This is a genomic window from Rhizobium sp. AC44/96 (assembly GCF_001692185.1).
Taxonomy (GTDB): Bacteria; Pseudomonadota; Alphaproteobacteria; order Rhizobiales; family Rhizobiaceae; genus Rhizobium.
This window is the reverse complement of sequence record NZ_LXKO01000002.1, coordinates 1-26387: the sequence shown is the minus strand read 5'-3', so window position 1 is coordinate 26387 and position 26387 is coordinate 1. Positions and strand designations below refer to the sequence as shown.

Annotated in this window: 28 protein-coding genes; 10 read left to right on the top strand and 18 right to left on the bottom strand. The window is 58.5% G+C overall.

Annotation, left to right across the window (positions count from 1 at the left end):
• The first annotated feature begins 588 nt into the window (after positions 1-588).
• Positions 589-1338: a response regulator transcription factor gene (locus A6U87_RS05845; RefSeq protein ID WP_083199281.1), complete on the top strand. Its 750-nt coding sequence runs from the start codon at positions 589-591 to the stop codon at positions 1336-1338.
• Between the two features lie 233 nt (positions 1339-1571).
• Complete coding sequence (locus A6U87_RS05840; protein ID WP_244499426.1) at positions 1572-2309, top strand: autoinducer binding domain-containing protein; 738 nt, start codon at positions 1572-1574, stop codon at positions 2307-2309.
• A gap of 98 nt (positions 2310-2407) precedes the next feature.
• Here the strand turns inward: A6U87_RS05840 and traI are convergent, their stop codons facing one another.
• The gene (gene traI, locus A6U87_RS05835; RefSeq protein ID WP_065690313.1) at positions 2408-3034 is read right to left on the bottom strand and encodes an acyl-homoserine-lactone synthase TraI; all 627 of its coding nucleotides are present in this window, start codon (positions 3032-3034) and stop codon (positions 2408-2410) included.
• Between the two features lie 266 nt (positions 3035-3300).
• Here traI and A6U87_RS05830 point away from each other — a divergent pair, with 266 nt between their 5' ends.
• Positions 3301-3633, top strand: coding sequence for a transcriptional repressor TraM (locus A6U87_RS05830; protein ID WP_065690466.1), 333 nt, complete (start codon positions 3301-3303; stop codon positions 3631-3633).
• Here the strand turns inward: A6U87_RS05830 and A6U87_RS05825 are convergent.
• From A6U87_RS05825 to trbB, 11 genes are all read right to left on the bottom strand, one after another.
• Positions 3630-4334: an autoinducer binding domain-containing protein gene (locus tag A6U87_RS05825; RefSeq protein ID WP_065690312.1), complete on the bottom strand. Its 705-nt coding sequence runs from the start codon at positions 4332-4334 to the stop codon at positions 3630-3632. The genes A6U87_RS05830 and A6U87_RS05825 overlap by 4 nt on opposite strands.
• A 205-nt stretch (positions 4335-4539) precedes the next feature.
• A complete protein-coding gene (gene trbI, locus A6U87_RS05820) occupies positions 4540-5817 on the bottom strand; it encodes an IncP-type conjugal transfer protein TrbI (protein ID WP_065690311.1) in 1278 nt (425 codons plus the stop codon).
• Positions 5818-5829: 12 nt separating this feature from the next.
• The gene (trbH, locus tag A6U87_RS05815; RefSeq protein ID WP_065690310.1) at positions 5830-6267 is read right to left on the bottom strand and encodes a conjugal transfer protein TrbH; all 438 of its coding nucleotides are present in this window, start codon (positions 6265-6267) and stop codon (positions 5830-5832) included.
• 3 nt (positions 6268-6270) lie between these two features.
• Entirely contained in the window at positions 6271-7083 is an 813-nt protein-coding gene (gene trbG, locus A6U87_RS05810; protein WP_065690309.1) for a P-type conjugative transfer protein TrbG, read from the bottom strand.
• Between the two features lie 16 nt (positions 7084-7099).
• Positions 7100-7762: a conjugal transfer protein TrbF gene (locus A6U87_RS05805; protein ID WP_065690308.1), complete on the bottom strand. Its 663-nt coding sequence runs from the start codon at positions 7760-7762 to the stop codon at positions 7100-7102.
• Positions 7763-7777: 15 nt separating this feature from the next.
• The gene (trbL, locus tag A6U87_RS05800) at positions 7778-8959 is read right to left on the bottom strand and encodes a P-type conjugative transfer protein TrbL (RefSeq protein WP_065690465.1); all 1182 of its coding nucleotides are present in this window, start codon (positions 8957-8959) and stop codon (positions 7778-7780) included.
• Between the two features lie 5 nt (positions 8960-8964).
• The gene (trbJ, locus tag A6U87_RS05795) at positions 8965-9723 is read right to left on the bottom strand and encodes a P-type conjugative transfer protein TrbJ (RefSeq protein WP_065690307.1); all 759 of its coding nucleotides are present in this window, start codon (positions 9721-9723) and stop codon (positions 8965-8967) included.
• A gap of 16 nt (positions 9724-9739) precedes the next feature.
• Entirely contained in the window at positions 9740-12196 is a 2457-nt protein-coding gene (locus A6U87_RS05790; RefSeq protein WP_065690306.1) for a conjugal transfer protein TrbE, read from the bottom strand.
• Positions 12197-12206: 10 nt separating this feature from the next.
• Positions 12207-12506 carry a conjugal transfer protein TrbD gene (locus A6U87_RS05785; protein ID WP_065690305.1) on the bottom strand — a complete coding sequence of 100 codons (300 nt, stop codon included), beginning with the start codon at positions 12504-12506 and terminating at the stop codon, positions 12207-12209.
• Positions 12499-12879 (bottom strand): TrbC/VirB2 family protein, encoded by a 381-nt coding sequence (locus tag A6U87_RS05780; RefSeq protein WP_065690304.1) that lies wholly within the window; start codon positions 12877-12879, stop codon positions 12499-12501. The genes A6U87_RS05785 and A6U87_RS05780 overlap by 8 nt, the downstream gene beginning before the upstream one ends.
• Positions 12869-13846: a P-type conjugative transfer ATPase TrbB gene (gene trbB, locus A6U87_RS05775; RefSeq protein ID WP_065690303.1), complete on the bottom strand. Its 978-nt coding sequence runs from the start codon at positions 13844-13846 to the stop codon at positions 12869-12871. The genes A6U87_RS05780 and trbB overlap by 11 nt, the downstream gene beginning before the upstream one ends.
• Positions 13847-14325: 479 nt before the next feature.
• Here trbB and repA point away from each other — a divergent pair, with 479 nt between their 5' ends.
• From repA to repC, 3 genes are all read left to right on the top strand, one after another.
• Positions 14326-15537: a plasmid partitioning protein RepA gene (gene repA, locus A6U87_RS05765; RefSeq protein WP_065690301.1), complete on the top strand. Its 1212-nt coding sequence runs from the start codon at positions 14326-14328 to the stop codon at positions 15535-15537.
• Positions 15538-15609: 72 nt separating this feature from the next.
• On the top strand, positions 15610-16584 hold the full coding sequence (repB, locus tag A6U87_RS05760; RefSeq protein WP_065690300.1) for a plasmid partitioning protein RepB: 975 nt from the start codon (positions 15610-15612) through the stop codon (positions 16582-16584).
• A 157-nt stretch (positions 16585-16741) separates the two neighbouring features.
• Positions 16742-17956 carry a plasmid replication protein RepC gene (repC, locus tag A6U87_RS05755; RefSeq protein ID WP_065690299.1) on the top strand — a complete coding sequence of 405 codons (1215 nt, stop codon included), beginning with the start codon at positions 16742-16744 and terminating at the stop codon, positions 17954-17956.
• Here the strand turns inward: repC and A6U87_RS29115 are convergent.
• Positions 17848-18441 (bottom strand): ProQ/FINO family protein, encoded by a 594-nt coding sequence (locus tag A6U87_RS29115; RefSeq protein WP_083199279.1) that lies wholly within the window; start codon positions 18439-18441, stop codon positions 17848-17850. The genes repC and A6U87_RS29115 overlap by 109 nt on opposite strands.
• 301 nt (positions 18442-18742) lie before the next feature.
• Here A6U87_RS29115 and serA point away from each other — a divergent pair, with 301 nt between their 5' ends.
• Entirely contained in the window at positions 18743-19981 is a 1239-nt protein-coding gene (serA, locus tag A6U87_RS05750) for a phosphoglycerate dehydrogenase (RefSeq protein WP_065690464.1), read from the top strand.
• A gap of 253 nt (positions 19982-20234) precedes the next feature.
• Here the strand turns inward: serA and A6U87_RS05745 are convergent, their stop codons facing one another.
• Entirely contained in the window at positions 20235-21305 is a 1071-nt protein-coding gene (locus A6U87_RS05745; RefSeq protein ID WP_065690298.1) for a 3-deoxy-7-phosphoheptulonate synthase, read from the bottom strand.
• A gap of 171 nt (positions 21306-21476) precedes the next feature.
• Positions 21477-21653: a hypothetical protein gene (locus A6U87_RS29875; RefSeq protein WP_158007256.1), complete on the bottom strand. Its 177-nt coding sequence runs from the start codon at positions 21651-21653 to the stop codon at positions 21477-21479.
• A gap of 210 nt (positions 21654-21863) precedes the next feature.
• Here A6U87_RS29875 and A6U87_RS05740 point away from each other — a divergent pair, with 210 nt between their 5' ends.
• Entirely contained in the window at positions 21864-22112 is a 249-nt protein-coding gene (locus tag A6U87_RS05740) for a type II toxin-antitoxin system VapB family antitoxin (RefSeq protein WP_025662876.1), read from the top strand.
• The gene (locus tag A6U87_RS05735) at positions 22109-22522 is read left to right on the top strand and encodes a type II toxin-antitoxin system VapC family toxin (RefSeq protein ID WP_065690297.1); all 414 of its coding nucleotides are present in this window, start codon (positions 22109-22111) and stop codon (positions 22520-22522) included. The genes A6U87_RS05740 and A6U87_RS05735 overlap by 4 nt, the downstream gene beginning before the upstream one ends.
• A 163-nt stretch (positions 22523-22685) precedes the next feature.
• Here A6U87_RS05735 and A6U87_RS05730 read toward each other — a convergent pair whose 3' ends face one another.
• From A6U87_RS05730 to A6U87_RS30340, 3 genes are all read right to left on the bottom strand, one after another.
• Positions 22686-23825, bottom strand: a complete 1140-nt coding sequence (locus A6U87_RS05730) for a tyrosine-type recombinase/integrase (protein ID WP_065690296.1) — start codon at positions 23823-23825, stop codon at positions 22686-22688.
• On the bottom strand, positions 23818-24717 hold the full coding sequence (locus tag A6U87_RS05725) for an MBL fold metallo-hydrolase (protein WP_065690295.1): 900 nt from the start codon (positions 24715-24717) through the stop codon (positions 23818-23820). The genes A6U87_RS05730 and A6U87_RS05725 overlap by 8 nt, the downstream gene beginning before the upstream one ends.
• Positions 24718-25019: 302 nt before the next feature.
• Positions 25020-25496 (bottom strand): transposase, encoded by a 477-nt coding sequence (locus A6U87_RS30340; RefSeq protein WP_244499425.1) that lies wholly within the window; start codon positions 25494-25496, stop codon positions 25020-25022.
• Between the two features lie 24 nt (positions 25497-25520).
• On the opposite strand from A6U87_RS30340, the gene A6U87_RS30335 reads away from it, so the two are divergent.
• On the top strand, positions 25521-26294 hold the full coding sequence (locus A6U87_RS30335) for a hypothetical protein (protein ID WP_244499424.1): 774 nt from the start codon (positions 25521-25523) through the stop codon (positions 26292-26294).
• The last annotated feature ends 93 nt before the right edge of the window (positions 26295-26387 follow it).

Below are 26387 nucleotides of genomic sequence, written 5' to 3'. Positions count from 1 at the left end.
ATGTTTCATCGGCGATCGACACCGCCGGCGATGATTGAGATGACATCGCGGGGGCGGTCCATTGATATCGACCGTGAATGAATGGACCCGTCATGGGATTGGCAATTCGCTTACGCCTCCAGCAATCATCAGACGAGCCGTCCACCATCTGGAGATCGTCATGTGCGCGAAGCCACAAGAATTCACAACATCGAACCCGCTGGCTGTCGCCCCGGCGACCCGCAACGGCGCGGCCGACGCGGCATCAATCCCCTCGGTTTGCCTAAGATGCCGTAGTGTCTCCTGCCCGCGTCGTCTGGCGGGGGACGTCGGCGTCGAGGATACAAAGCTATCCGCGAATGAGACGTCTCAGGCGGGGTTCTAATCGAACAGAGGGAGCGACTTGCGATTTTGCACGTTGCTTCTCGAGCCAGGGACAACGCAGTAGGCAGTCAAGGGCACACGGGGCCCCAGTGGAAATCTCTGCCAACTCGCGGTTTGATTGATGAAGGGCAGAATAGTGGGCCAACCAACAGATATGACAGTTGGCACGAAGCATATTCGTTGCAACTATAGATGGGTTGCCAATATGAGTAGCGTGCTAACTAAATGTCCGATTCAGATTTGCTGCCTGATAGAAGAGAAGATGTCTTTCGTCCTCGAGTGATCATAGCAGATCTGCGTGGTGTCGATGTGCTTGCTTTGCACGAGGCCATAGTGCAGGCAGGAATGAGCGCAACGATTGCAAGCTCGCGGCTCCAGCTGCGCCGACGGCTCTACCGGCAACGTTACAATCTCCTGGTTGTCGATGCCGTTCTGTCGTCCGAAGACGCCATCTGTTTTTGCGGCCAGGTCCGCAGCACCGAAACAGTTCCGATACTACTGCTTCTTCCACCAAATCGCCCCGACCTCGTGGTCTCTGCCCTCAGTGTCGGCGCAGATGATTGCATGCCTGCACCCGTGTCCCTTCCTGAGTTCATAGCCCGGATAAAAAGCCTGTTGCGGCGCAGTGGATATGCCAACGCGCTGCTTCAGCAGGTCACCGAGATTGGATTTTCGGGTTTTCGTCTCAATCCTGGCGAGCGCGTGCTACGGGGGCCCGACGGCCAGATCATCAATCTCACTGCTGCAGAGTTTGATCTTATGCTTACATTTTGTCGCAACCCCGGGCGTCTCATGCGCCGAGATGAATTGCTGGCGTCAACCTACGTCGGTGTTGCGGGGCCAGTCGCCCGAAGCATCGACGTCCACATCAGTCGTCTTCGTCGAAAAATCGAGATTGATCCGCAACGGCCAAAGCTGCTCAAGACCGTAAGGCTCGGCGGATATCTGTTGACCGCAAAAGTCACCACACGCTGAATTCCGTCCCCGCCTTGGCATGACGGCACCCTAGTCGATTAGACAGAGCTCGGCATTGTTAAGTTTTGTTGCTGGCGCACCCTTTCAATTGCGGCGTGAATGTCGCCAACCTAGAATACTTAAGTGGTTTTGGTTCTCGCCGCCGGGTTGCGAGCTTTGATTGCGAGGGCGATCGCCAAGGACGAACCAATCGCGAAAGGCCGCCATGGCTGCCGGACAGCTGTGGAACTTGCTTGGGGGAGCACGCGCTGATGCATTTACGAACCCTGTTTGGTGAAATCATTGACTTGGCGCTTTCCATCTCCACAGAAGACACGCTGACGCATGCGCTTGCAGACGCCGGCACGAGGCACGAATTCGACCACTTTGCCTACTTAAGTCTGGACGGCAGTAGCGCCAGGACGTTTGCAGTTTCCAACTATCCGGCCGAATGGCAGTCCATATATTTCGGTCGTTCCTACATGGTAGTTGATCCTGTGGTTACCATGGCCAAGCGGGTCATGCGGTCATTCCAATGGAGCGTAGAGGAGCAGAGGCGACGCAGCACGGCGAGTGAACGCGGCTTCTGGGATGCCGCGTCCGCCTTTGGCATCAGGGCCGGCCTGACTGTCCCCGTGTGGGGCTCATGCGGGCAAGTGGCGATGTTGACCTTTGCATCCGAACACAATTTGCGTCCCAATGCCTTGCGAGATTGCGAATGCGCTATTGCCGTGACAGCGGTTGCTTACCTCCACACACGCCTTGGCACCGCAGGCGGATCGGTAGCGACGCGCAGGCGCCCTGGCCTCACCGATCGGGAAGTACTTTGTCTCCGCTGGATCGCGGCCGGAAAGTCGATGCGCGACGTCGCGCAGATTGCAGGGTTGACATACCACACGGTCCGTTGGGACCTCGATAACGTACGCGCCAAGCTGAACGTATGCAATATCAAGCAGGCACTTGCCCTTGCCGTGGAACTGCGTTTGATATGACGCGGGTTTGCAGTCAGAGGGGCGCGCGTGACCTCGAATGGCTCGCCTTGAGGCTGGTAGTGCGCGTAGCTGTAAGATACCCGAAGGTGCGCGGCTGGTCACCCTGCGCGTGTCGTGCTGCAATAGAAGTCTGATATGTATCCGGGCGAGCGTAATCGCTCCAGTACCGATGGGTCGGCCGCCAGTAAACCTCCTACACTGAGTGTCTCGTTGATGAGGACGGGGGTGCCAAGCCGGCGGAATGGCCAGCCCGAGCGATTGAGGAGCCGTTCGAGCCGGATGTCCGTTGCCGTTGCGATTTCAGTATATCGATTGACAATACACCATTCGATAATCCCGGCGAACAACGTGAGCGTTGCCTCGTGAACCAGGCGCCCTCGACGCTCTGGATTGGCTGCTGTGTCTACACAAAAGCGGGAACTCTCGATCATGTGCGAATGAGATCGTAGCGGGCTTTCATGAAGCAATTGTGGGAATACGCTTTGAAGCATGGTGGGGCCCGTCGCAGGCAAAAGGCGCGCGCACCCCACGACATCGCCGTTAGCGTCGAGCGCAAGAATGTATGTGGGTTCCAGCTGGTCAAACTCGTCGCGTTCCTCGCCATCCGTGCAATCCACGGCCCAGCCGAGGCGTCCCGCGAAGATGCGCGCACGCAGGCGATGCATTTGTTCGAGGAGACGAAGGCCGCCGGAAGTACTGGGCCTGCGAATGGCAATCACCTGCATGGTTCAATCCCTTCTCGCGGATCAATGTCGCCAAGACCCTGCATGGCACGCCGACAGGGGTCTACCCGCAGATCTGCGAGTCGTTCGGCGGCTAACGTGGGGTGGCCAATGGGTGAACCTTGGCCGGCGCGCGAGACGAGACGAAGCGGCCAAGAATGGATTTGATAGGCCGTCAAGAATAATCCTTTGATAAATGCGAGTACTGATTCCACCTGCCTTGTGATATGCGCGCACTGGGTGTGCGAACGATCCCTGTCGGTGGGGCAATGAATGAAGCGGAGCAAAAATTGATCGCGGATTCGGGATCCGAGCAAAACCGCAGTGAGACGAGCGCTCGCTTCGAGACGATGGACAGGTCAGAGCTCGAGGCGATGGCTGTGTCAGCGCTCCTCGAGCACCGGCAGCTCCTGGCAGCGGATCAGCTCGTTTACGAGGAGTGGACCCGTGCGGAAAGCGATCCGTTTGTATCCGGCTCAATCCGACAGGCGCTAAAGAACGAGTACATGGCGCGGCAGGCGAAATCCGCTCTTCAACAACAAACGCTTTCGGACATAGTGGATGCACTGGGCTTCATCCCAGCAGTGGACCGCGACGACTAGACCAGGCCACCGTCCTTGGCGATGGCCACGAGTTGCGGGATCGTTCGGGCGTTGAGCTTTCGCCTGGCGCTATCAAGATAGTGCTGCACCGTTCGGGCATTGATGCCGGTGAGCATCGAAGTCTCGGCGGCCGTCTTGCCCTTGATCGCCCACATCAGGCATATCATTTCGCGAGGGGAAAGCGCCTGGCTCGGCGTCACCGCAGTTGGTGCGGAAATCATCTTCAGCCGATAGTGCACCGCCAGCACGATTTGCAGTGCTTTCGCAATCTCCAGCGCACCTGAATTGCCGAGCTTTCTCTCAGGCGATGCAAAGGTCAGCATCATCGTCGTGTCAAAACTGCCTGCCACCGGGATTGTAGTGCCACAGCGAATTCCGTGGCCGATCGCCTCATCCCGGAAGCGCCGGAGCGGGGAAGAACCACGAGCCGACCAGTCGTCCGCATTCCAGGAGAACATCTCCCCTCTACGCTTCGCCTCTGTTATGACAGGATCGATGCAAGAGTATTGGTGACGGAGATAGGCAAGCTCCCAGGATTGGGGGTATGAATTGAACGTCCTGATGTCGAGACCTTGTGTCTGCACATAGGCAAAACGATCATATCCCCAAGCTTCCGCAAAGCTTCGAAGCGCCGTTTTGATCGAGTGTTCGTTTTGAGCGGCTTCCAATGCATCTATGAGAGAGCGGAGGTCTGCATCCATGGCCAATTCCCCTAATTCTTGACTTAGGAACCTCGTTTCCTGTCCATTTGTCAGGATAGCTACTTGATTAGCAGGCTATCGAAATAATATCAACCTTAAGTAACATATCGATTGCACTAATCTCTCGATCCGTGTGCGTTCGGGGGGCTCGATGCGAGTTCCGGAAAGGTCGTGAGTAGGGAGCGCGCGCTTGTGCGCAATGGGGTCAACGATATTCAGCAGGGAAAATGATATCCTGATCGACAAGAACGTTGAAATTGTAGCCGGGCCGGATCTTGATCGTAGGCTGAACCTGGAGGTTTTTGGAGATCGTCTGTTCGGCAACGCGACCGAATGATTCCGCGAAGTTTCGCCGCGCTGCATCGGATGCGGTGTCTTGTGTGGCGAGCGTGGAACTCTCCGGCATGGACATATCGATCCCCGTGCCGATCACTGCGACAAGTGCTGCTGAGCCGAATGTCCGCCAAAGATGGCGGTCGACCCTGTCTTTAAAGCCCCCATACCCCTGCGCGTCGGAACCTGCCATGCCGCCGATTTGCAGCGTCGAACCGTTTGGGAAAATCAAGTCGGTCCATACCACGAGGACACGGTCTTGGCCGAACGAGACCTTGGAATCGTAGCGCCCGAACAACTTCGCGCCCTGCGGCACCAGAAGGCGGTGTCCCGTCGCGCTGTCGTAAACGTTCTGGCTGATCTGCGCGGTTATTCTGCCCGGCAGATCGGAATTCAGGCCGGTGATCAGGGTCGCTGATATGACAGAACCACGTTTCAGCTCGAATGGTGATAGTTGTGATACGACGCGATTGGGCAGATAGCCGAGATCCTTGATGTCCTGATTGAAGAAATCTTCCTTTGAAGACTGGCCGTTCGGATCACCTGCAAGGCCAGACTTGATCGCAGCGGCATAAAGATCGGAGGTGCTGTTTGGCGTGGTGTTAGGTTGTTGCGCACTTCCCGTGGCCTTCGTCGATACCGCGACTTCGGAAACATCAACCTTCAATGGCGAGTCCAAAGCAGTCGAACGAGCTTGCAGCCGCGCCATTCTCTGGCGCTGCGCTTCGCGGATATATTGTTCTTCCTGTTCTCGCTTCAGTCTGGCTCTCCATGCGTCCTCAGGCTCAAGCTTGGGGCGGCTATCCTGTCGCGTGTCTTGGCGGCTAATTTCTGGCTCGCGCTTTTCGTTCTGATGGACAATGATTGGAGTGGGCTGGAAAATATCCTGCTTTTCGGGCTCTCCGATGATTCCGTCAGTGACACCCCGTTTGAGCTGGTCTGCAAAGGTCGCCGCCGACTTGCCTGGCACACCCTCGAAATCATCGGCGCGATTGAAGGACAACCCACGCCAGGAGAGACCGACCACGACGATGGCGAGGAAAACAATGACGATGCTGATCGCAATGATGATCGGCAGGCGGTTCAAGCGGCGCATTCCCGGCCGGCTATCCGCGTTGGGAGGGCCACCGAGTTGGAGCGATTGGGTCATCTCTTGTTACCCTCAATTTCGCTGCATGATTGAAAGGGGGCTGGACGCGGTGGCGCCCGTGTTCGTGCTCACATATGTGCGCGCGAGAGCGATTGATGGTGTTGCGACCTGGGCCAGAAGTTGGCCGTCGAGACTATCCAGGGAATAGGAGAGCTCGACTGGCCTCTGTTTTCCTGCAGGCTTCCCGTCGGCCATGACCTCGTAGCCCCATCCCTTCAATGCAGCTTCAAGGGCCGTCGAATAGTCGGTTTTTTCCCGTTGCATCTGGATGAACGTGGTTCCTGCCGGCCCGATCGTTTCGGCAAGGCGGGCTGCCATGTCGCCCGCAATAGCGCTGGCGGTGGGTTTGGTCACGGCGGCTGGCGTCAAGACCGCGGTCACCGTGTCCTCTCTGCTCTGACAGGCGCCTACCAGTGTTAAAATGAAACCAAAGGCAATTATCTTGAGCATCGATCACCCTCCCCGTCGGATTGTAATCTTCTGCTGGCGCCAGCCGACCCCCGATACCAGGATCGCTTTGTCGACGGCGTAGTCGACGATCATCGTGTCGTTCTTCATTCGATAATTGACAATGCGGTTCTGTCCGCCGCTAACGACGAAGAGCACTGGCGCGTCCTGGCTGGCTATCGATCTCGCGAACTGGATGTAGGTCTTGGTCCCGTCTGAGTAGACCCGCTTGGGCCTCCAGCGCGCGCTGCCGGTCATGGTGTACGAAAAGTCGAGCTTGTCGGGGGAGCTTCCGGGAATCCCGCCGGTCTCTAGCCGCGCGTTGATGTCGGCAAGCTTAGCCGACGTTTCCTCTGGGTACTCGAAGCCCACCCGCGCCATGTATTGGCTTGGGTGCGATTTAAGCTGGATGTGATAGGTACGACGCGACGTCGTCACGACCATCGAGGTCACGAGGCCAGCTTCGGAAGGTTTGACAACAAGATGGATCGCTTGGCCAGCGGTGGCGCCGGACGTCGCGGGTTCGACCTTCCACCTCACGGTATCGCCGACCAGCACGTCACGCACGATCTCTCCGCCCTGGAGCTCGATATCGCAGACTTGCAGCGGTGAGCAAACAACGGACGGCTGTGTTTCTCCGAACAGAAAAATGACTCTTCCGTCGGAACCGGTTGTCACCAATCCAGCCGCGCCTCGCCATTTCCTCGAGATGCTGGTCCCTTTTGCCTCGTTTGCCGTCATGGTCTGCGCTCTCGCGACATCTGCGAGCATGAGTCCGCCTAGGCAGCCGGCGGCCGCGATGAATGCAAGTCTGTGCATGTAAACTCCCCTGCCGTTAAAGCTGTGCGGTCCAATCGAGGTCCTGGATGTAGAGACCGATAGGATTAACGCGGATGGTCGCCTCATCCTGTGGAGCGATGAGCGCCACTGTCGCGATACCCCGGTACCGGCGTGTTGCCGTTTCCTTTCCTTTGCGATCACGCTCGAACTCCGTCCAGTCGAGCTGATAGGTCTGGTTGGAGAGTGCCACGATGTTGTTGACCTCGACGGCGACCGTGGAAGACTTCGCCTTTTCGAAGGGGGAGTTTGCGCGAAACCAGGAATTGATCTTCTGTGTCGATGGATCGGAGTTACGAAGCAGAGCGTAGGTTCGATCGATGTATTGCTTCTGGACCACCGCATCCGGGGTGATCGAACGGAAACTCGTGACGAAGTTGCCAAGTGTCGCCCTGATTACTCGTGGATCGGCATACTCGATCCGCTGCGGGAAACCTGCCGTCACAGAGCTGCCCAGCTTATCGACCTCGACGATATAGGGTACGAGCTTTACCTGCGTGCTCACGTACAAGGCATAGCTGAAGCCGATGACGGCCATGGCGAGACCCATGATCCCGACAATGCGCCATGCTCGAGCGGCCTGGACATATGAGCCGTATCTCTCGGTCCATTCCTGGCGCGCGGCAAGGTATGGATTTTCAGGCACGCGATTGGCTGCCATTCGATTTTCCCCTCATTAGATATTGTCATTGCGTTCGGGAGGCGGTGCTTTTGCAGTCCCGCGCCCGTGGGCTTCGTCCAGCTTTGCGTTGGCCAGGCCAAGAAGCGATCCGGAATAGGCGCCCGGCGAACCAATCGCCTTTTCCTTGGCGGCCGAGCCCGCCGCCGCCGCTGTTTTTCCAACCGCCGTTCCAAGTCCGCGGAGCATGGCGCCGACTGGGGAGGAACCGCCGGCCCGAGCCGACTGGGCAGTTGTTGCCCCGGCGCCAGCGGCGCCGACTGAGAGCGCAGCGCCGCCCGCGGCAAACGACGCCGCTTGTGAGGCATGGCGGATCGTTTCCATGCCGCCGGTGACCGACGCGCCCTGGACGACACCCTGGATGATATTGGGGACGTACATGGCAATTATGAATACGACGACGGCTATGCCGGCAATTGCGAGCGCCGTCTGAAACTGCTCCCCGATATCGGGCTGATTGGCCAATCCGATCAACACCTCGGAGCCGATACGGGAAATCATGACGAGGGCCATGAGTTTCATGCCCACGGAAAAAGCGTAGACCAGATATCTGATTGCGAAATCCTTGGTGAATGACGAGCCGCCCAGTCCGAGCATGATCATCCCGGCAAGCAAGCCCAGGTACATTTCAACCATTACCGATACAAAGATTGCGGCGACGAGGGAGAAAGCAATAACGGTCACGACCATCGCGAAGGCCGCCGATATGGCCAGCGCGTTGTCCTCGAACAAGCCGAACTTCACCTTTTCGGACATCTTCGTTGCAACTGCGAGCCCGGCGTTGAACACGTCCGCGGGTGACGCCGTGCCGCCGCCTGCGCCGATCTCAAATAGGCTGTCTACAACGGACTTGGCGAAGGCGGGCCCCGTCGTCAGGACGAAGGCAAAAAAGCCGACGAACATGATCCGCCTGACCAGCTCCGAAAACCAGCTTTCCAGAGACGCAGCCTGTAGGGCAAGCCAGACTGCTGCAATGCCGATCTCGATCGTCGCCAGGATCCAGAACAGCGATTTCGCTGCGTCCATGACAGTCTCTTCCCACCCTTTCGCCGTGTTTGTTATCTGAGTTTGTAGAGAGGTCAGTATTGAGCCCTCTTGGGCGAGGGCCGGCCGGGCCGCAACGGCAACAATGGCCGTAAGCGCCGCAAGCGTTTGCAGAGTTGGGCGGTGTGGTATCATCCAGCTCACCACTCGACCTTCATCTTGTCACCGCCAGAGGTCGACGGGGCGGTTGCCTTGAAGAACTCTTCGCGCCGTCTTTGCGCCAGATCCTTGTCCGTTTGTTCCGATTGCAGCCAGGTACCCACCATCGTCATTTGCTGCGACACGAGCCCGCGCAGCTTCTGCATTTGGGCTACTTGCTGGGCAGCGATCTCGTGACCGACCTGCAGTGCCTTCATCTGGCCGTCCGACGTTTCCGACATGCTTCGCAAGGAACTCATGGTCGTTTCCTCGCTGTCGAATTGATCGGCGGTCAGGCTTGCGGCCCTTAGCGTGCCGGCAATGGTGTCACGGTTCGTGTCTGACCAGTTCTGGTAGCTCGACGCGTAGCTCTCGGCGTTCGGAAGCTTGGTCTCCAGATCGGCGTAGCTCTTGAATCGCTGCTGCAGGATGTCATCGGCATTTCCCATGGAGAAAGAAATGCTCTTACCTTGAGCAACGATGTCACGAAGGCGATTGAGGTCACCTTCAACCTGCCCCCAGATGTGATCGGGAAGCTGCGCCGTGTTCTGCAGCATGTTCTCGTAAATCCTCAGCTGGTTTTCGATCTGCTCGGCGAGCTGGCTGATTTGCGTTAGCTGATTGTCGACCTGGAGGCCTGAGCTCTTCAGGAGGTCGATGAGCTGCGCGTTGTTGGCGAGTTGCGTCCACTCGGTTGCCGCCCCCGTCGCCGCCCCAGCCCTACCGTGCGTTGGTGGTGCCACCGCCGTTGCGCTCACCATCAGAGCGAGGACAAGCCTAGACGAAATCCTTGAGTGATCGGGCATCAGGAACTCCTCTCGTTTCAAGCCATCTGATCGGCCATTCATGACCGTGCTCCGCCTTCAGCGCTCGAACGCGTTTCAGATCTTCCTTCCCCGACGCACCAACGAAGCTCAGCGCAAGTGGTCCGAGCGACATGTCGAACAAGCGACGGCCATCCGGGGTTGCAACGTAGTACTCCCGCTTCGGGATGGCGTTTGAGACGATTTCGATCTGGCGTTCGTTGAATCCGATCCGCTCATAGAACTCCCGAGTTCCGGTCTCATGCGCGGCACCATTCGGCAGACAGATCTTCGTCGGGCACGATTCCTTCAGAACATCGATGATACCTGACCGCTCGGCGTCTGAAATCGATTGGGTCGCCAGCACGACGGCGCAGTTTGCCTTACGCAAGACCTTAAGCCATTCGCGGATCTTGCTCCGAAACACAGGGTGCCCGAGCATCAACCACGCCTCGTCGAGAAGGATCAGGCTGGGAGACCCGTCGAGCCGCTTTTCGATCCGGCGGAACAGATAGGTCAGTATCGGCACCAGACTGCGCTCACCAAGGTTCATAAGATGCTCAATCTCGAAGCACTGAAATGCGCGGAGCGTCAGGCCATCCTCTTCTGCGTCGAGTAACTGTCCCATTGGTCCGTCGACGGTGTAATGATGCAGGGCGTCCTTGATCTCCCGCATTTGCACGCCGCTGACGAAATCGGACAGCGACCGGCCAGGCGCTGTTGCCATCAGACCGATCTGACGGGAAATGGCGTTTCGATGGTCGGGCGTGATCGTTACGCCCTGCAGCGCGACTACCATTTCGAGCCACTCGCTCGCCCATGCCCGGTCGCCATCGCTTGAAAGGTCGAACAGCGGGCAGAATGATAGCGCCCTCCCCTCGTCCTCGTGGTCAGCGCCGATTTCGTAGTGATCGCCGCCAGATGCCAACCTCAGCGGTAGCAGCGAGTTTCCTTTGTCGAAGGCGAAGATCTGCGCGAATTCGTAGCGCCTGAATTGCGCTGCGATCAGCGCCAGCAGCGTCGACTTTCCCGATCCGGTGGGACCGAAGATCAACGTATGCCCGACGTCGTCGACATGAAGGTTCAGACAAAACGGCGTGGAACCACTGGCAACCTGCATCAGTGGCGGAGAGTTGGCCGGATAGAATGGGCAAGGAGCAATCGGATTGCCGGACCAGACCGAGTTGAGCGGGATGAGATCGGACAGGTTGTTCGTATTGATCAGTGGCTCGCGGATATTCGCGTACCAGTTTCCAGGCAGGCTGCCGAGAAACGCATCCGTCGCGTTCAGCGTTTCAATCCTGGCGCCGAAGCCTTCAGCCTGAACCAGGCGCCGGATTGCTTCAGCTTTCTCCTGTAAGGCGTCGCGATCTTCGTCGAAAAGGATGACCACCGGCGTGTAATAGCCGTAGGCTACCAGTTGCGAGGACGCCTGTGCGATCGCATCCTCGGCCTCGGCGACCATCGTCATGGCGTCCTGATCGACCGATCGGCTCTGTGTCTGGAACAGTTGGTCGAAGAACGGACGAACCTTTTGCTGCCATTTCTTGCGCGTGCGCTCCAGCTTCCGTCGGGCCTCCTCTGCATCCATGAAGATGAAGCGCGACGACCACCGATAGGTGAGCGGCATCACGTCAAGGCTATTCAAGATGCCGGGCCAGCTTTCGGCCGGCAATCCATCGATCGCGACCACGCCGAGAAAACGGCTTTCAACCTTTGGCGTCAGACCATGTTCGAGTTCGGCCGTCGCAATCCAGTCGAGGTACATAGGCACGTCCGGCAACCGGACTGGATGACTCTCGCCGGTGATACAGAAGCGAACGAACTGGAGGAGCTCGTCATAGCGAGCCGTTCTTGCCCCTCCCCTTTCCGAGACATCACACGTTTCCATTCGAACGATCGTGAGTGTGTTCGCGAGATATTGCTCGATTTCGCGGATGGCATTTTGGAACATGAGCAGGGCTGTGTCGGCATAGGATTTCTTGCGGCTTTCTTGGTCGGAGTACATGTACTTGCTGAGCGCGGTCTTTTTGGATTCCAAAGGCCGGTGAGTTAAAATGAGGGCGTGCTTGCTTTCGAAATGTCCCTGCGTACGGGCGAAATGCGCACGCCGCTCGGCATCGATCGCGCGGGTCACAGGATCCGGAAAGTGGCAGCGATCCTCACCGGGATAATCGGTCGTTGGCACCCTGATAGCCTCGACCTGGATCATCCAGCCGCTACCAAGTCGCGAAAGGATCGCATTTATTTGTCGGGAGAGGTCATTGCGTTCACCATCGGTCGCACTTTCCGTATCAGGACCTGCAAAGTACCACCCTGCCATCAGGCTTCCGTCTTTCAGAAGCAGGACGCCGTTGTCGACGAGGCCGGCGTAGGGAACTAGGTCCGCGAACGACGGCCCGGCATTGCGAAAGTTTTTGAGAGATGCCATCGCCTCCTCCTCAGAACCTTCGCCATGGCGAAGTGGTCGGCTGGTAGTAGGCCCTGTAGAAGACATGCCGGATATAAACCTGACGCATCATCGGATCGGCCTTTGCCATTACGCGGAGCACACCGACAACGAAAATCCAGATGAGGACGCCGAAAACCGCAGAGTAAGCGGTCAGGACGACGAAGATCAAAATGACTGCCGCCAGTCCCGTTATGAGTACCAGCTCTCGGTCGGCACCAATGAGAAGGCTTGGCCGGGACAGTGCGCGATGGATCCGGCTCCGCTGCAGCCCGGATAGAGGGTTAGTCATTTGCCCCCTCCCCTGCCCCGTTCAATTGGCGGGAAGAGCTGAAGTCCTGCGAAATGCCGACCGTTGCTCCGGTTGCACCAAAAAGCCCGACGATTGTCGTCGCTCCGAGCAGAATGCCGGCAACAAGGACGACGTACATTAACCGCCGCGCGAAATCGTTGAGCTCGCCGCCGAAGATCAGCATGCCGCCGGCGATCGCCACGGCGGCCAGTGCGATATAGCCGGCGACAGGACCCGTTATCGATTGTTGAATCTGCTCAAGTGGACCTTCCCATGGCAGACTGCCGCCGGAGCTCGCAACCGCAGGCGAAATGGAGATAAGACTGAAGCCTGCGACGATGGCAGTGGCGAGAAGATAGCACTTACGCGACATCGTGTGCCTCCTGTTCTTCGGTGGGACCATCGGATTGAAGTTCGTACCGACCATTCGAGAAGCATTCGACGTGGATGACGTCGCGCACCCGACGGCCATGCGGTGTGCGCTCGATGGAAACGATCAGATCGACAGCTTCGCCGATCACCTCATGCATCGGGTGCAAGCTAGCCTCGGCGGTGAGTTGCTCGAGACGTCTCAATGCCGACGTTGCGGTGTTTGAGTGGATCGTCGCCACACCTCCTGGATGGCCGGTATTCCATGCCTTCAGCAGGGTTAAAGCCGCACCATCACGGACCTCTCCCACGACAATGCGATCAGGGCGCAACCGCATGGTGCTTTTAAGCAGGCGCGCCATATTGACTGCGTCGCTGGTGTGGAGAAGGATCGCGTTCACGCCTGCACACTGAATCTCGGCCGTATCTTCAAGGACCACCAATCGATCCTCCGGCGCAGTTTTGACGATCTCGTCGATGACCGCGTTGGCGAGTGTTGTCTTTCCCGATCCGGTTCCGCCGGAGATGATGATGTTGAGCCGTGAATCGATCGCGCTTCTGATGGTGCCGGCCTGGCCGGCTGTCATGGCGCCATTTCGGACATACTCGTCGAGCGGGATAAGACGCGACGCACGCCGCCGGATCGTGAAGGCAGGCCCGGCGACAACGGGCGGAAGCAGGCCTTCGAAGCGGTGACCGCCGATCGGCAACTCGCCCGAGACGATCGGTCGATCTGCATCGACCTCGGATTGAAGTGCATGTGCGACCGTGCCGATGATCACTTCCGCGGCCGCATACGACATCTCGCCGGCAGGCGCGATACCGTGGCCGAGGCGCTCGATAAAGAGCCTTCCGTCGGGATTGAGCATGACCTCGACAACATTGCTGTCTTCAAGGGCTGCGCAAATCTGATCGCCAAGTGCCTCCCGAAGCTTTCGAACAAGCCGGGGATGAGAGCGAAGATGGGTCACATGCTTCTCCTTAGCGACCAGCGCTGGAGAAGCGGTGCGGCGCGCCTGGCGGCTCGCATATCTGGCTGTGCTGCGGGCCTCGAGATCGCGATGACTGGCATGAACGTCTCCGTCGTTGTTGGGGCAACGACTAGTCAGCACGATTGCGAATCGGGCCGCAATTGTAGGATCCTACAAATGCCCTTCCTGGTGAGTCGGCATCAAAAAGAAAGCTGCGCTATGACGGGCCGGTTCCGCACCACTTGGTTTTGTAGGATTCACCCCAGAACGGAACTCGAACGAGATGGCAGGTAATTTCGCCATAACTATCTGAATTGACTGACGGAATCGAGAAATCGCGGACACTGTTTTCGGGTGGCCCGGCCCCGTGGCTAAGCCGCTGTTAACCTTAAAGCACTTGTTGGATCTCTCGAATCGCAGATAATAACGGTTAAGAGGCCGTTTTTGGCCGAAAATCGTTATCTGAAAGCATCTCGACTATGAACGCTAAATCGGCCTTGTCGCAAAGACCCGCTGCCGTCCACTTTGAGGATCAGATCCTCGAGCAAGGGGATCTCATCTCAAAGAGACTCCATTTGCTCAGCGTGCAGCGATTCCCGCCGAATGCAAGAAAGACCCTCAGGACCTTTAGCCTGGCGGAAGTGGCGAACTATGTCGGTGTCTCGCAGAGCACGCTGAAGAAGCTTCACCTTGAAGGTAAGGGCCCCTCCCCTCAGACATCTTCGTCCGGCCGCCGATCGTACACCGCAGATCAAATGCTTGAGCTTCGCCAGTACCTGGATCAGCACGGCCGCTCGGACAGCCGCATGTATGTTCCCCACCGCCGCCCCGGGGAGAAACTGCATGTGCTAGCAGTCGTCAATTTCAAAGGGGGCTCGGGCAAGACCACCACCGCAGCTCACCTTGCGCAATACCTGGCGCTGACGGGTCATCGCGTCCTTGCCGTTGACCTCGACCCTCAGGCATCACTGTCATCGCTTCACGGGTTCCAGCCTGAAGTGGATCAGGTGGCCTCGATCTATGATGCCATCCGATATGATGGCGAGAAGAAAGATCTTGCCGACATCATCCGGCCGACAAATTTTCCCGGGCTGGATATCGTGCCGGCGAACCTCGATCTGCAGGAGTACGAATACGACACGCCGCTTGCCATGTCCGACAAGTCGTCGAACGAGGGCAAGACGTTTTTCACCCGAATTTCACGCGCACTCTCGCAGGTGGAAGACAGGTACGACGTTGTCGTGATCGACTGCCCGCCGCAGCTTGGATACCTGACGCTGACCGCGTTGACGGCGGCGACGAGTGTTCTCATCACGATTCATCCCCAGATGCTCGACGTCATGTCGATGGGGCAATTCCTGTTGATGCTGGGCGGTATCCTCAAGCCAATTCGCGCCGCCGGGGCCGAAGTCAATCTGTCTTGGTATCGCTATCTCATTACGCGTTACGAGCCGACGGACGTTCCGCAGGCGCAGATGGTCGGGTTCATGTCGACGATGTTCCACGAGTTCATGTTGAAGAACCAGATGCTCAAATCGACGGCCGTGTCTGATGCGGGCATCACGAAACAGACGCTCTATGAAGTCGATCGGTCGTCGATGAACAGGGCAACCTATGACCGCGCATTGGAATCTCTGGACGCCGTGAACAGTGAAATCGCAGAGCTGATTCACCGTTCATGGCAAGGTTAAAAGTTGTCGGCTGACAAAATCGCCATTTTGTGACGATTTTTCAAATCTTTAGAGCATATCGGAGCGACTAAAATGGCTAGAAAGAACCTGCTCGAAGGATTGGCTGACGTCCAGGACGATCAGCCGAGCGTAGTTTCATATCCTATGCGGGGAGCTGGAAAGTCCCTCGTCCGCTCACTGGATGAGCTTGCAAAGCAGGCAGACAAGTATCTCGAAGGCGAGGTCGTGGTCGAAATCGATCCTGATGTCGTTGACGCATCCTTCGTCCAGGACAGGCTGGCGCAGGACAATGACGACTTCCGCGAACTTGTCGAAGCAATTCGGACGCGCGGACAAGACACCCCGATTCTGGTTCGACCCAACGCGAGCGTGGAAGGACGATTCCAGGTCGTCTTCGGTCACCGCCGCCTGCGCGCGGCGCGTGAGTTGGGTCGCAAGGTCAAGGCTGTCGTCAAATCTCTGGATGACCGTACCCACGTCATAGCGCAGGGTCAGGAGAACTCGGCACGCGCCAACTTGACTTTCATCGAACGCGCATTGTTTGCAAAGCGGCTGGAGGATCTGGGCTATGATCGCGAGGTAATCTCCGCCGCGCTGGCTTCCAACGCGGCCTCCGTATCGAAAATGTTGTCGGTGGGCGAGCGCATCCCTGCCGATGTTATCCGAACTATCGGCGACGCGCCTGGAATTGGACGCGAGCGCTGGGTCGAACTTTCCTTGTTGGTCGGTAAGTCCGCGAACAGCGAAAAGGTCCGCGAGATTGTGAGCGACGTGCAGTTCAACGTGCTCCCATCCGATGATCGCTTTCTGGCGCTCTACGCTGCGCTGAACAGATCGGCTCGCTCTGTGAAGAAGAAGGAGCCGGCCACAACGACAGACAAATGGGAGCCAAGAGACAAGGGCGTTCTCGTCGAGATGAAGAGTTCCGGCAAGAGCTACGCGATCTCTATGAAATCAAAGAACGCCATGCGCTTTGGCGATTTTCTGTCCAGGAATTGGGACGCGCTCTATGCGCAGTTCCTCGATGAGGTATCTAAAGGAGACTGAACCGCAAAAGAAAAAGGCCCCAAACGTTGCCGTCGTGGAAGCCTCTCTCAAAGGTCTAAGCAGCCTGAGAATCGCATTTCCCCGAATTACAGTCAAGAGTCTTTGGCACCGTTTTTGGTGAGCAGGTTTCTTTTGCCTTCTGGAAGGTGAAGGAAAAATGCAAGGTGGACATGTGACGACGCCTTTTGGGCGGCGGCCGATGACGCTTGCCCTCGTTAAACGGCAAATGGCCGTGGCAGAGATCAGGCCAGGGAAGTCGGCGGACAAATGGAAGATCTTTCGAGACGCGGCTGAAGCGCGCGAATTGCTCGGCTTGCAGGATCGCAGCCTGGCGGTCTTGGATGCGCTGTTGAGTTTTTATTCGGACAACGAGCTGCGCCAGGACGCGCAACTGATCGTTTTCCCTTCGAACGTCCAATTGACGCTTCGTGCTCATGGGATCGCCGGGGCGACGCTGCGCAGACATCTGGCGCTTCTGGTTGAGGCAGGCCTGATCGTGCGCAAGGACAGCGCCAACGGCAAGCGCTACGCGCGAAAGGGTAAGGCGGGAGAGATCGAGAATGCGTTCGGATTCGATATCTCGCCGCTGTTGATGCGCTCCGAGGAGCTTGCTGCTATGGCCCGGCAGGTCGCAGCCGAACGAGCAGCGTTTCGTCGCGCAAAAGAGAACCTCACGATCTGTCGGCGCGATGTCCGCAAGCTGATTTCAGCAGCCGTCGAGGAGGGTGCATCTGGCAACTGGACGATGATGGAAGATGTTTATATCCGCCTCGTCGCCCGTATCACCCGCACGCCGACCATTGCCGAGGTCACTGCGATCCTGGAGGAAATGGAGCTCCTTCGCGACGAGATCCTCAACGCGCTGGAAACACAGCAGAAAGATGAAAATAATAACGCCAATGCCGCTCACAATGAGCGTCACATCCAGAATTCAAATACCGAATCCATCAATGAACTTGAACCTCGCTCCGAAAACGAGCGGGGCGCGACGCCGAGTGAGAAGACCCAACCGAAGCACGAGGGGACGGGTGCCTTCCCATTAGGCATGGTGCTGAAGGCGTGCCCGGATATTGCCGCTTACGGACCCGGTGGAGCTATTTCCAGCTGGCGCGATCTGATGGCAGCAGGTGTGGTCGTCCGATCAATGTTGGGGGTCAGCCCGTCGGCGTATCAGGATGCCTGCGATGTTATGGGGTCTGAAAACGCTGCGATAGCGATAGCCTCGATCCTGGAGCGGGGCGGCCACATCAATTCGGCCGGCGGCTATCTGCGTGATTTGACGCGACGTACGGAGCGGGGTGAATTCTCGCTTGGCCCGATGCTGATGGCGCTGCTACGCGCAAACGGAGCGGCAGCGGCGCGAACGGGGTGATCAGCGCGCGGGCGGGCACTTTCCGTTGGTCGGCGGCTTAGCAATGCGGCTCGAATTTGCTCGCTCTTGGTGAGACCGACCGGGGCAGCGGGTGCTTCTGGCGGAGGGGGTAGGGTCTCGTTGCTTCGTAAGAGGCTTTCGTAGCGCTGCTGGGCGGCCAGGCGATCGGCGGCAGAGACCGGCTCCGTCGCGCGGCCCTGAAGATCGAAGCGCATCGATTCCGGTTGTGCGGTAGCGAGGTAGTAGCGTTTGGAATGCAGATAGGCCCCGGTCGCTCGGCGCAGCGCGGTCACGTTCGCATCAGCCCTGAGAAGCGGACGGATTTCGTTCCAAAGTCCCAGAGCAAATGGCTTGATTGGATCACCGATTGTGGAGGGAAGTATATCGATCGGCTGCAACAAAAGGGCATTGATCGCTTTCGCTTTCAAAAGATCCGTTTCGTTTGCCACGATTGGCCCGCGACTGGATGTCCAGGGTCTCGCCATCGATTACTTCGCCTTGCTCCGATCCCGGGAGTAACAGCACGAAGACAATTTAATGTCACGGGCAACACGCAACAAATGTCGGTGAGGAGGTAAGGTCAAAGGCATGGGTGCCCTTGTTCCGATGCAATCGTAAGGTTGCGCGGGAGTTGATCAGCATCGGGGAGGGAGGTCTTAGGGGAGCTGAGAATTATCGTCTTTGCGCTTGCACTGTTTGTCGGATGGTCGCAAAGCCGTGTTGTAAAGTGCCGCGATGGCCCCGAAGCGATTTTGGCCAATTTCAATCGAAACTGAAGGTCTCGTCATGACTCGCCAGCTTTCCCTCTCCCGCGACCGGATTTCGGTCCTTCTGCTCGAAGGTATCAGCCAGAGTGCCGTGGATTACTTTGCGGCATGCGGATACACCAATCTCGTTCATCTTCCGAAAGCGCTCGATGATAAGGATCTGAAAAGCCATATCGCCGATGCGCACATCATCGGCATTCGATCCCGAACGCAGCTGACGGAAGAGATTCTCGAATCTGCCAAGAAGTTGATTTCTGTTGGCTGTTTCTCTGTCGGCACGAACCAAGTCGATCTGGATGCCGCGCGCCGTCGCGGCATTCCGGTCTTCAACGCCCCTTATTCGAACACGCGCTCGGTGGCCGAGCTTGTGATCGGCGAGATCATCATGCTCACTCGACAGATTTTCCCGCGATCGGCGTCCGCGCATCTAGGCGGATGGGAGAAGTCTGCTGTTGGCAGCCGCGAAGTGCGCGGAAAGACGCTTGGAATCGTCGGCTACGGCAATATCGGCTCGCAGCTGAGTGCTCTTGCGGAAAGCATGGGGATGGTGGTGCGCTATTTCGATCTTTCCGACCGGCTGCGCCGGGGAAATTCGGAATCGATGGCTTCGCTCGGTGAGCTCCTCGAAATTTCGGATTATGTGACGATGCACGTTCCCGAGACGGCGTCGACCTACAACATGATCACAGAGACCGAACTGCGGCGCATGAAGAAGGGCGCCATCTTCATCAACAATTCCCGCGGGACCGTCGTCGATCTCGACGCGCTCGCGAAGGTGCTGAAGGAAGGCCATCTCGCCGGAGCCGCCGTTGACGTGTTCCCTGTGGAGCCCGCATCGAACAAGGATCGTTTTGAAACGCCGCTACAGGGCGTGAGCAACGTCATTTTGACACCCCACATCGGTGGCTCCACCGAGGAGGCTCAGGAGCGCATTGGCGGGGAAGTCTCAAGGAAGCTGGTGGAATACTCCGATATCGGCTCGACGATGGGCGCGGTCAACTTCCCCCAGGTCCAATTGCCGGAGCGCCCGAACGGAACGCGTTTTATTCACGTTCACGAAAACCGCCCCGGCACGCTCATCAAGCTCAACGAGATCTTCTCCTCGCGCGGGCTCAATATCGTCGCCGAGTTCCTGCAGACTCACGGCGACACGGGCTATGTGGTGATCGAGGTCGAAGGCGTGTCGGAGACGGCCGATGAAATCTTGCAGGCGCTGCGCGCGATACCGGGCACGATCAGAACGCGGTTGCTCTACTGACGGATCGTGCAGCGAGGCGATCGACGTGGTTATATTGTATTTCGATAGGAGCGCGTGCGCGCCGCTCTGCATGCGTTTCTCTCGAATGGGTGAGGGCGGGCGATGACCTCACATCAACGCGATCGCCGACGGCGTTTTGAAAGCCGTCGTTTTGCCGTCCGTTGAGAAGGCGCTTGCTGCGATTGGCGGCATCCGTCAGGTCGCAGTCCGGGATCGGCAGGCGGAGCGTATCGATCTACGCTCCGCCGTTCGTTCAGACCTTTGCCCTGTTGGCCGCGCGGCGTGCTTTCACACCCGATGCCAGTGTCTCCAGGGTCCGAACGGTCGTCGGCCAGTCGATACAGCCGTCGGTGACGCTCTGGCCGTAAACCAGCGGCTTTCCGGGGATCAGGTCTTGCCGGCCGCCGACAATATTGCTCTCGACCATCGCCCCGATGATCGCATCGTTGCCGTCGGCGAGCTGCTGCGCGACGTCCTGCAGGACGGCGGGCTGGTTCTCCGGGTTCTTGCGGCTGTTGGCATGGCTGGCGTCGATCATGATGCGCGGGTCGAGCTTCGCGTCGCGAGCGGCGGCCATCGCTGCCGCAACGCTTTCGCGATCATAGTTCGGCTGTTTGCCGCCGCGCAGAATGATGTGGCAATCCTCGTTACCGCTTGTCGACGCGACCGCCGCGCGTCCGTCCTTCGTCACCGCCGGAAAATGATGCGGCTGCGAGGCGGCCATGATGGCGTCGAGGGCGATACGCACATCGCCGGTGGTGCCGTTCTTGAAGCCGATCGCAGAGGAGAGGCCGGAAGCGAGTTCCCTGTGGACCTGACTTTCGGTCGTGCGCGCACCGATGGCACCCCAGCTGACGAGGTCGGCGATGTATTGCGGTGTGATCGTGTCGAGGAATTCGCAGCCCGCCGGCAGCGCGAAGTCGTTCACATCGAGCAGCAGCTTGCGGGCGATGCGCAGGCCATCCTCGATCCGGAAGCTGCCATCGAGGCCGGGATCGTTGATCAGGCCCTTCCAACCGACGGTCGTCCGCGGCTTTTCGAAGTAGACGCGCATGACGATTTCAAGGTCGCCCTGCAGCCGGTCGCGCTGTTCCTTGAGCCGCTTGGCATAGTCGATCGCGGCGACCGGATCATGGATGGAGCAGGGGCCGACAACGACGAGAAGCCTGTCGTCTTTCTTGGTCAAAATGTCATGGATGGCGCTGCGAGCGCCGATCACCGTCTTACTCACAGTCTCGTCACGCGGCAGCTCGTCGATGATGCGTGCAGGCGAGGAGAGTTCGACGATATTGGTGATGCGCAGATCGTCAGTCGGGTTGGTCACGGTATTGGTCTCCAGGAGGTCATACCGGGCGCGCAAAAAACCGCCAGGTAGACTAGCGGTTGTTGGGATAAATTGCGTCTTTCTTAGTTACGCACTTTCCCGCTTCCGCACCGAGGCACGGAAATAATAAAATCGGGAAACGTAGGCGCAAACGATCGACATGACACCGTGCTACAGCAAGCCGAGCGACTTGTCACTTTCGATCTCCATCCTTGCCGCCATTCGTTGTGCCGAGCATGCGGCATTGCCGGTCCGTCGGGTAGCGTAGTTATAGTAGCTCGTCGCCTGCTGCACCGGCCGGTCTCGGGATTGCTCAGCGGAGCGACGATGACCCTTTTCGCGAAACATGTAGTTCTTCTCGCAACTTGCCTCGGAAAGAATGGCGACGGCCCGGCCTAGCGAGCTTGCGTTGGCAGGCGTTCTCACAATCGTCCAGCCAATTCGGTCGGTCTCGAGCTAGCGCGCCCAGACCGCACGTGACCGAGATAGCAAGATGGCCGCTGCCATCTTGATGGCAAACCATTATAAGCCTATATCTGCTGCGAAGGAGATCTCGCAATGGCCGCACCACAACTTTCTGTCCGAAGCTCCAAGGCAAGGGATCTGGCTCACCGGCTCGCTCGACGTGAGAATCGTTCGATTGCGGAGGTGGTCGAACGTGCGCTTGAGGCCTACGAGACACGCGAGGCGGGCCGCGAACCAGCTGCAAGCTTCTACCGGCGCGTCAACGCTCAAGCTGCTACAGATATCGATCTGGATTCCATCATCCGCGAAAGCCGTCGTCCTCACCAGGGTATCGAGCTTTGATATTTCTGGATACGAACGTCGTCTCGGAGACACTGCGGAAGGACTCTAACGAGGCTGTTATGGCCTGGCTGGTTCGGTTCGACGCGGAATTGGCATTGCCGACGGTGACAGTCGCCGAGATTGCTTTCGGCATTCAGAAGATCAGACCAGACCAGCGGGCCGAGCGTTTGGAGCAAGGGCTGACGGAATGGCGTCGCCGGTTTGCCGATCGGATGTTTGGTCTGACAGAAGAAGCCGCGCTCGCCTACGGCGAAATCATGGGGCAGGCGGTTCGTCAGGGACAGGCGATGTCAGTACCCGATGCAATGATCGCTGCAATAGCGCGGGTGAACGGCGGCCGCTTGGCCACGCGCAATATCAGGGATTTCGAAACGACAGGTCTCGCCCTCGTGAATCCGTGGGATTTTTAAGCTTTCGAATGAGTTAGCTTGCATTGGCGCAATGCGACGCTTGTTTTCTACGGAGAATACGACCTCGGTGCCAAAGCGAAGGCAGCTTTTCAACGCCGGCTCATCCCCGCAACGAGAGATACCGAGTTACGCCCTCCAGTCGTGAAGCCGCCCCAGAATCGTCTCATAGCATTCGCGCGGCATTGCCGGTGCGTCGGGTGGCGTCGTTATAGTAGCTCGACGCCTGCTGCACCGACCGGTGGCGCGATTGCTCCATTGCTTCGACGAGGGGAATGCGACGATTGGCGGCCTCCGTCAAATAGCCGGATCGCAGTCCGTGCGCAGAGAACTCTACGGGGTCCAATCCGGCCATAGCGGCGCGGTGCTTGATGATGGCGTTGATCGATTGCGGGTCGAGCGGACGTCGCGACAGCGTTTCCCAGCGTCCGATCCCCCTGAAGACGCTGCCTTTGTCGATTTTGGCCGCTGTCATCCAGGCATGTAGCGCCTCCACTGGCCGGCCGGTGAGATAGACGACGTCGTCCTGCTCGCCAGAGGTCGTCTTCGTACGGCCGAGATGAATGGCCAGCGAGGGGAGTGGAGGGCCGTCCTTCTGCTCGATCGGCGCCTCCATCGTCAGCTGCTCGACACGAAGAGCGGCAATCTCGCTGCGCCGGCGGCCGCCCGAAGCGAAGGCCACCATCAGGATGGCCCGGTCGCGCCGATCGCGCAGACTGTCGCTCTCGCAGGTCGCCAGCAGCTTGGCGAGTACATCCCCGGTGACCGCCTTGGCGCTCTTGCGACGTCGTTGCCGCGGTGCTGCCCGCACCGCCAGGCGAATGGCCGCCTTCAGGGGAGGGGAGGTGAAGGCGCCGTCCAGGCCACGCCAGTGGGTCAATGTCGACCAGCTGGCCAGCCGCCGGCGCACGGTTGCCGGGGCGTGCGGACCGACGGCCTTGAGAAAGCCTTGGCTTCGAAGGCTGTGATCGACATCGGCCGGCATGCCATGATCGGGATCGGACGTCCGTCGCTGCGGGTCCCAGAGGTGATGGGCGACGAATTTTAAGAGCAGTGCTTCCGGCGCCGGCCAGGGGAGGGCAGTGCCGGTCGCCGCCAGACCCCAGGCTTCGAGATAGGCGAGATCCGAGGTGATGGCGCGCAGCGTGTTGTCGCCCATTCCTTCGTTGACGAGATGGCGCAGCGTCTCGATATCGTGGTCGGTCAGCAGCTCGGCGAGCTCATCGCGGCGCTCGATCGGCAGTACGGCGGCAATGGTGTCAAGCTGCTCGGCGCGGGCCTCAACCCCGTTCGGTCTCCTAGTCATTGGTAGGCTCGCGGAACGGATCGATCCCGGCGTCGCGTGCGGCGAGCATCGCGGCAAGGTTTGATTGATGACACCGTCCGTAGAAGGCGCGCGTCTCGGCGTACATTTCTTTCGGCACGGTCACCAGGTCCTGCAATCGCAGGCCGTCTCGGTCGGCAAGACCGGCGTCGTTCAGTTCCGTGTTTGTGAGACCGGCTGTGCGGTCGTGCAAGGTGGCAAAATAGTCGAGGTTGGCATCGACGATCGCCGGGTCAGCCGTCTGGCCATGGGCGAGGACGACGTAGTCGGCCTGCAGGGCTCGAATCCGTTTCAGGGATGCGATGAGGGCGCTGAGATCGTTAGGGTCGCTGCTCCAGACTTCCGGGATCGGATGCTCGACGGCATCGACCGCCAGGCAGGTACGGATTTCCGGGATCCAGACGGCAATGTGGTCCGGGGTATGTCCAGGGGTATGAATGAGCTCGAGGGTTAGATCGCCGCCATGCAGAGCCATGGTCTCGCCGTCGAAGGTGATGCTGGGGGCAATCAGTTCGGCCGCGTGAAACCGCGGCTCCTGTTGTTTCTCGGTCAGGATCCTCTGGGCCGCTGGATCGCGAAGCCGATCGATGGCCTTGCTATGGGCGATAATCGGCACCTGGCGGTCGAGGGCGGCATTGCCCCAGAAGTGATCCCAGTCCAGATGCGAGTTGATCACCAGCAAGGGGCGGCGCGCCATCTCTCCGGCGAGCAGATCGAGAGCCTGCCGGCACAGCGCGGGTGTGGCCAGGGTATCGACCAGCACGTTGAACCGTTCGGTGCGGACGAAGACGGCATCGACCTCGTCGGCTGCCCGCAGGACGGTGATGCGATCATCGAGACCGGGATAGCTTGTACGGTGAAGCGTCACATCCATCTTCGTTCCTGCGTCCAAAACAGCGGTTTTGTGGCCGTCGCGGCCGTGCTTGGCCCTGACTTTCGCTGATTTGCGACTCGAGATCAACTACCATCGATAACCTATAATTATCGATGGTTTAAACACCAACCCTGAATCGTGGGCAGCAGCGGAAGCTATTGGCAGTTTCGATTCTTAATAATGGATTGTTTACTATAAATTCAATATTTTAGAGTCTCAGATAGTTCCGTGCCAAGGGCTCCTAGCGCCGTAAGCGGGGCTGATCCGGTGGCACTGCCGGCACAATGAGCAATGAAAAAGCGTCAGCCGCGCGCTGCGACCATGGAAGGGAGGGGCGCAATAGGATGATCGTCGTCACCCATGCCCAACCGATCGCCAAGATAGTGCCAGAACGACAGACCAAGCTTTTGGCAGGTCTTCATCAGGCCGAGCATGCTGTCGCGCGCCTGTCGGCCATTGCGGCTGACCGTCCCACCCGAGATCTTCCGCTTGATGACAAACCCGCGAAGATCCCTTTCCGATGCGTTCGTATTCAGCGGCGTTTCAGGCCGCTCGAGAACTCGCAGCAGCTCGGCCTTGCGGCGCTTCAGCCGAGACAGCAGTTGATCGAGGTCGCGATATCCGGTGCGGATGGAGAATATCCGATCGAACCGGACCTGAAGACCGTGGGCTGCACGCCGGCTTGGACTTCGCTGATAGTCTTTCAGCAGCTTGTAAAAAAGCCAGATGAGTTCACGCAGCGTCTCGACATGTTTGACCTGGCGCGGCGTCGCCGGCATCAGCTTGTGCAGCAGGCGTTCTGCATGGACCCAGCAGAGCGCATGGTTGCCGACGCGAAACTGCCCAGCATCGTCGGATACGATCACTACATTGCCAACCAGGCCATGATGGCGGATGGCGCCCCAAATGCCGGCTTCGGCAAACGGGCGGATAATGCTCCTGTCAAAGATGTCGATACCATTTTCCGCCAGATAGGCGAGAAACGGAACCTGGTTGGCAAACCGACGCGGCTCGCCTGTGTTCAAGCGCGTCAAAAGGGAAGGGTCCACCTGACGGTCTTCCAGAAAGGTGAAGGCGGCGTCATTGAGAACATAGTCCTGATAGTTTCCGCGCAGCAGGGCCAGAAAATTCAGCCGGGACTTGAATGGTGCCGTGCGAAAGGCGCTAAAATGCGCGCCTCCAATATGCGTCGTATGAAAATTCCGATTAGCATGTCGGGCACCGGTATCGTCAACGGTCACGTAAGGGGCCGAAACCAGACCGGCATGCAGCACGGCAGCATCCTCGGCATGAAAGCCATCCAAAGCTTGCGTCAAGAACCGGATGACCTGGCGTTTGGAAATTTCGACGCCGACATCGTTGAGCAGGGTCGTCAGTCGCTGCGTCGTCACTTGTCCATGGCTGTGGAGCATCAGGCAGAACCGTCGCAGATTGGCACCGTATCCACTCTGAATTCCTGCTGGCAGCGTCGCGGTGATCATGTGTCCATCCGGCGCCAGCCAGCATTCGCGTCGATAGCGGATCACGTCGGCCCGCAGGACCAGATCCCGAACCACGCAATCTTTATAGCCTGTTGATTTCCACTGAGAGCTGACCCGGCGCAGCCCGATATTTCCATCGAGAATTGACCCATGTTTCAACCGTCCCTCGCATATTTTCAGCGGGGGCTC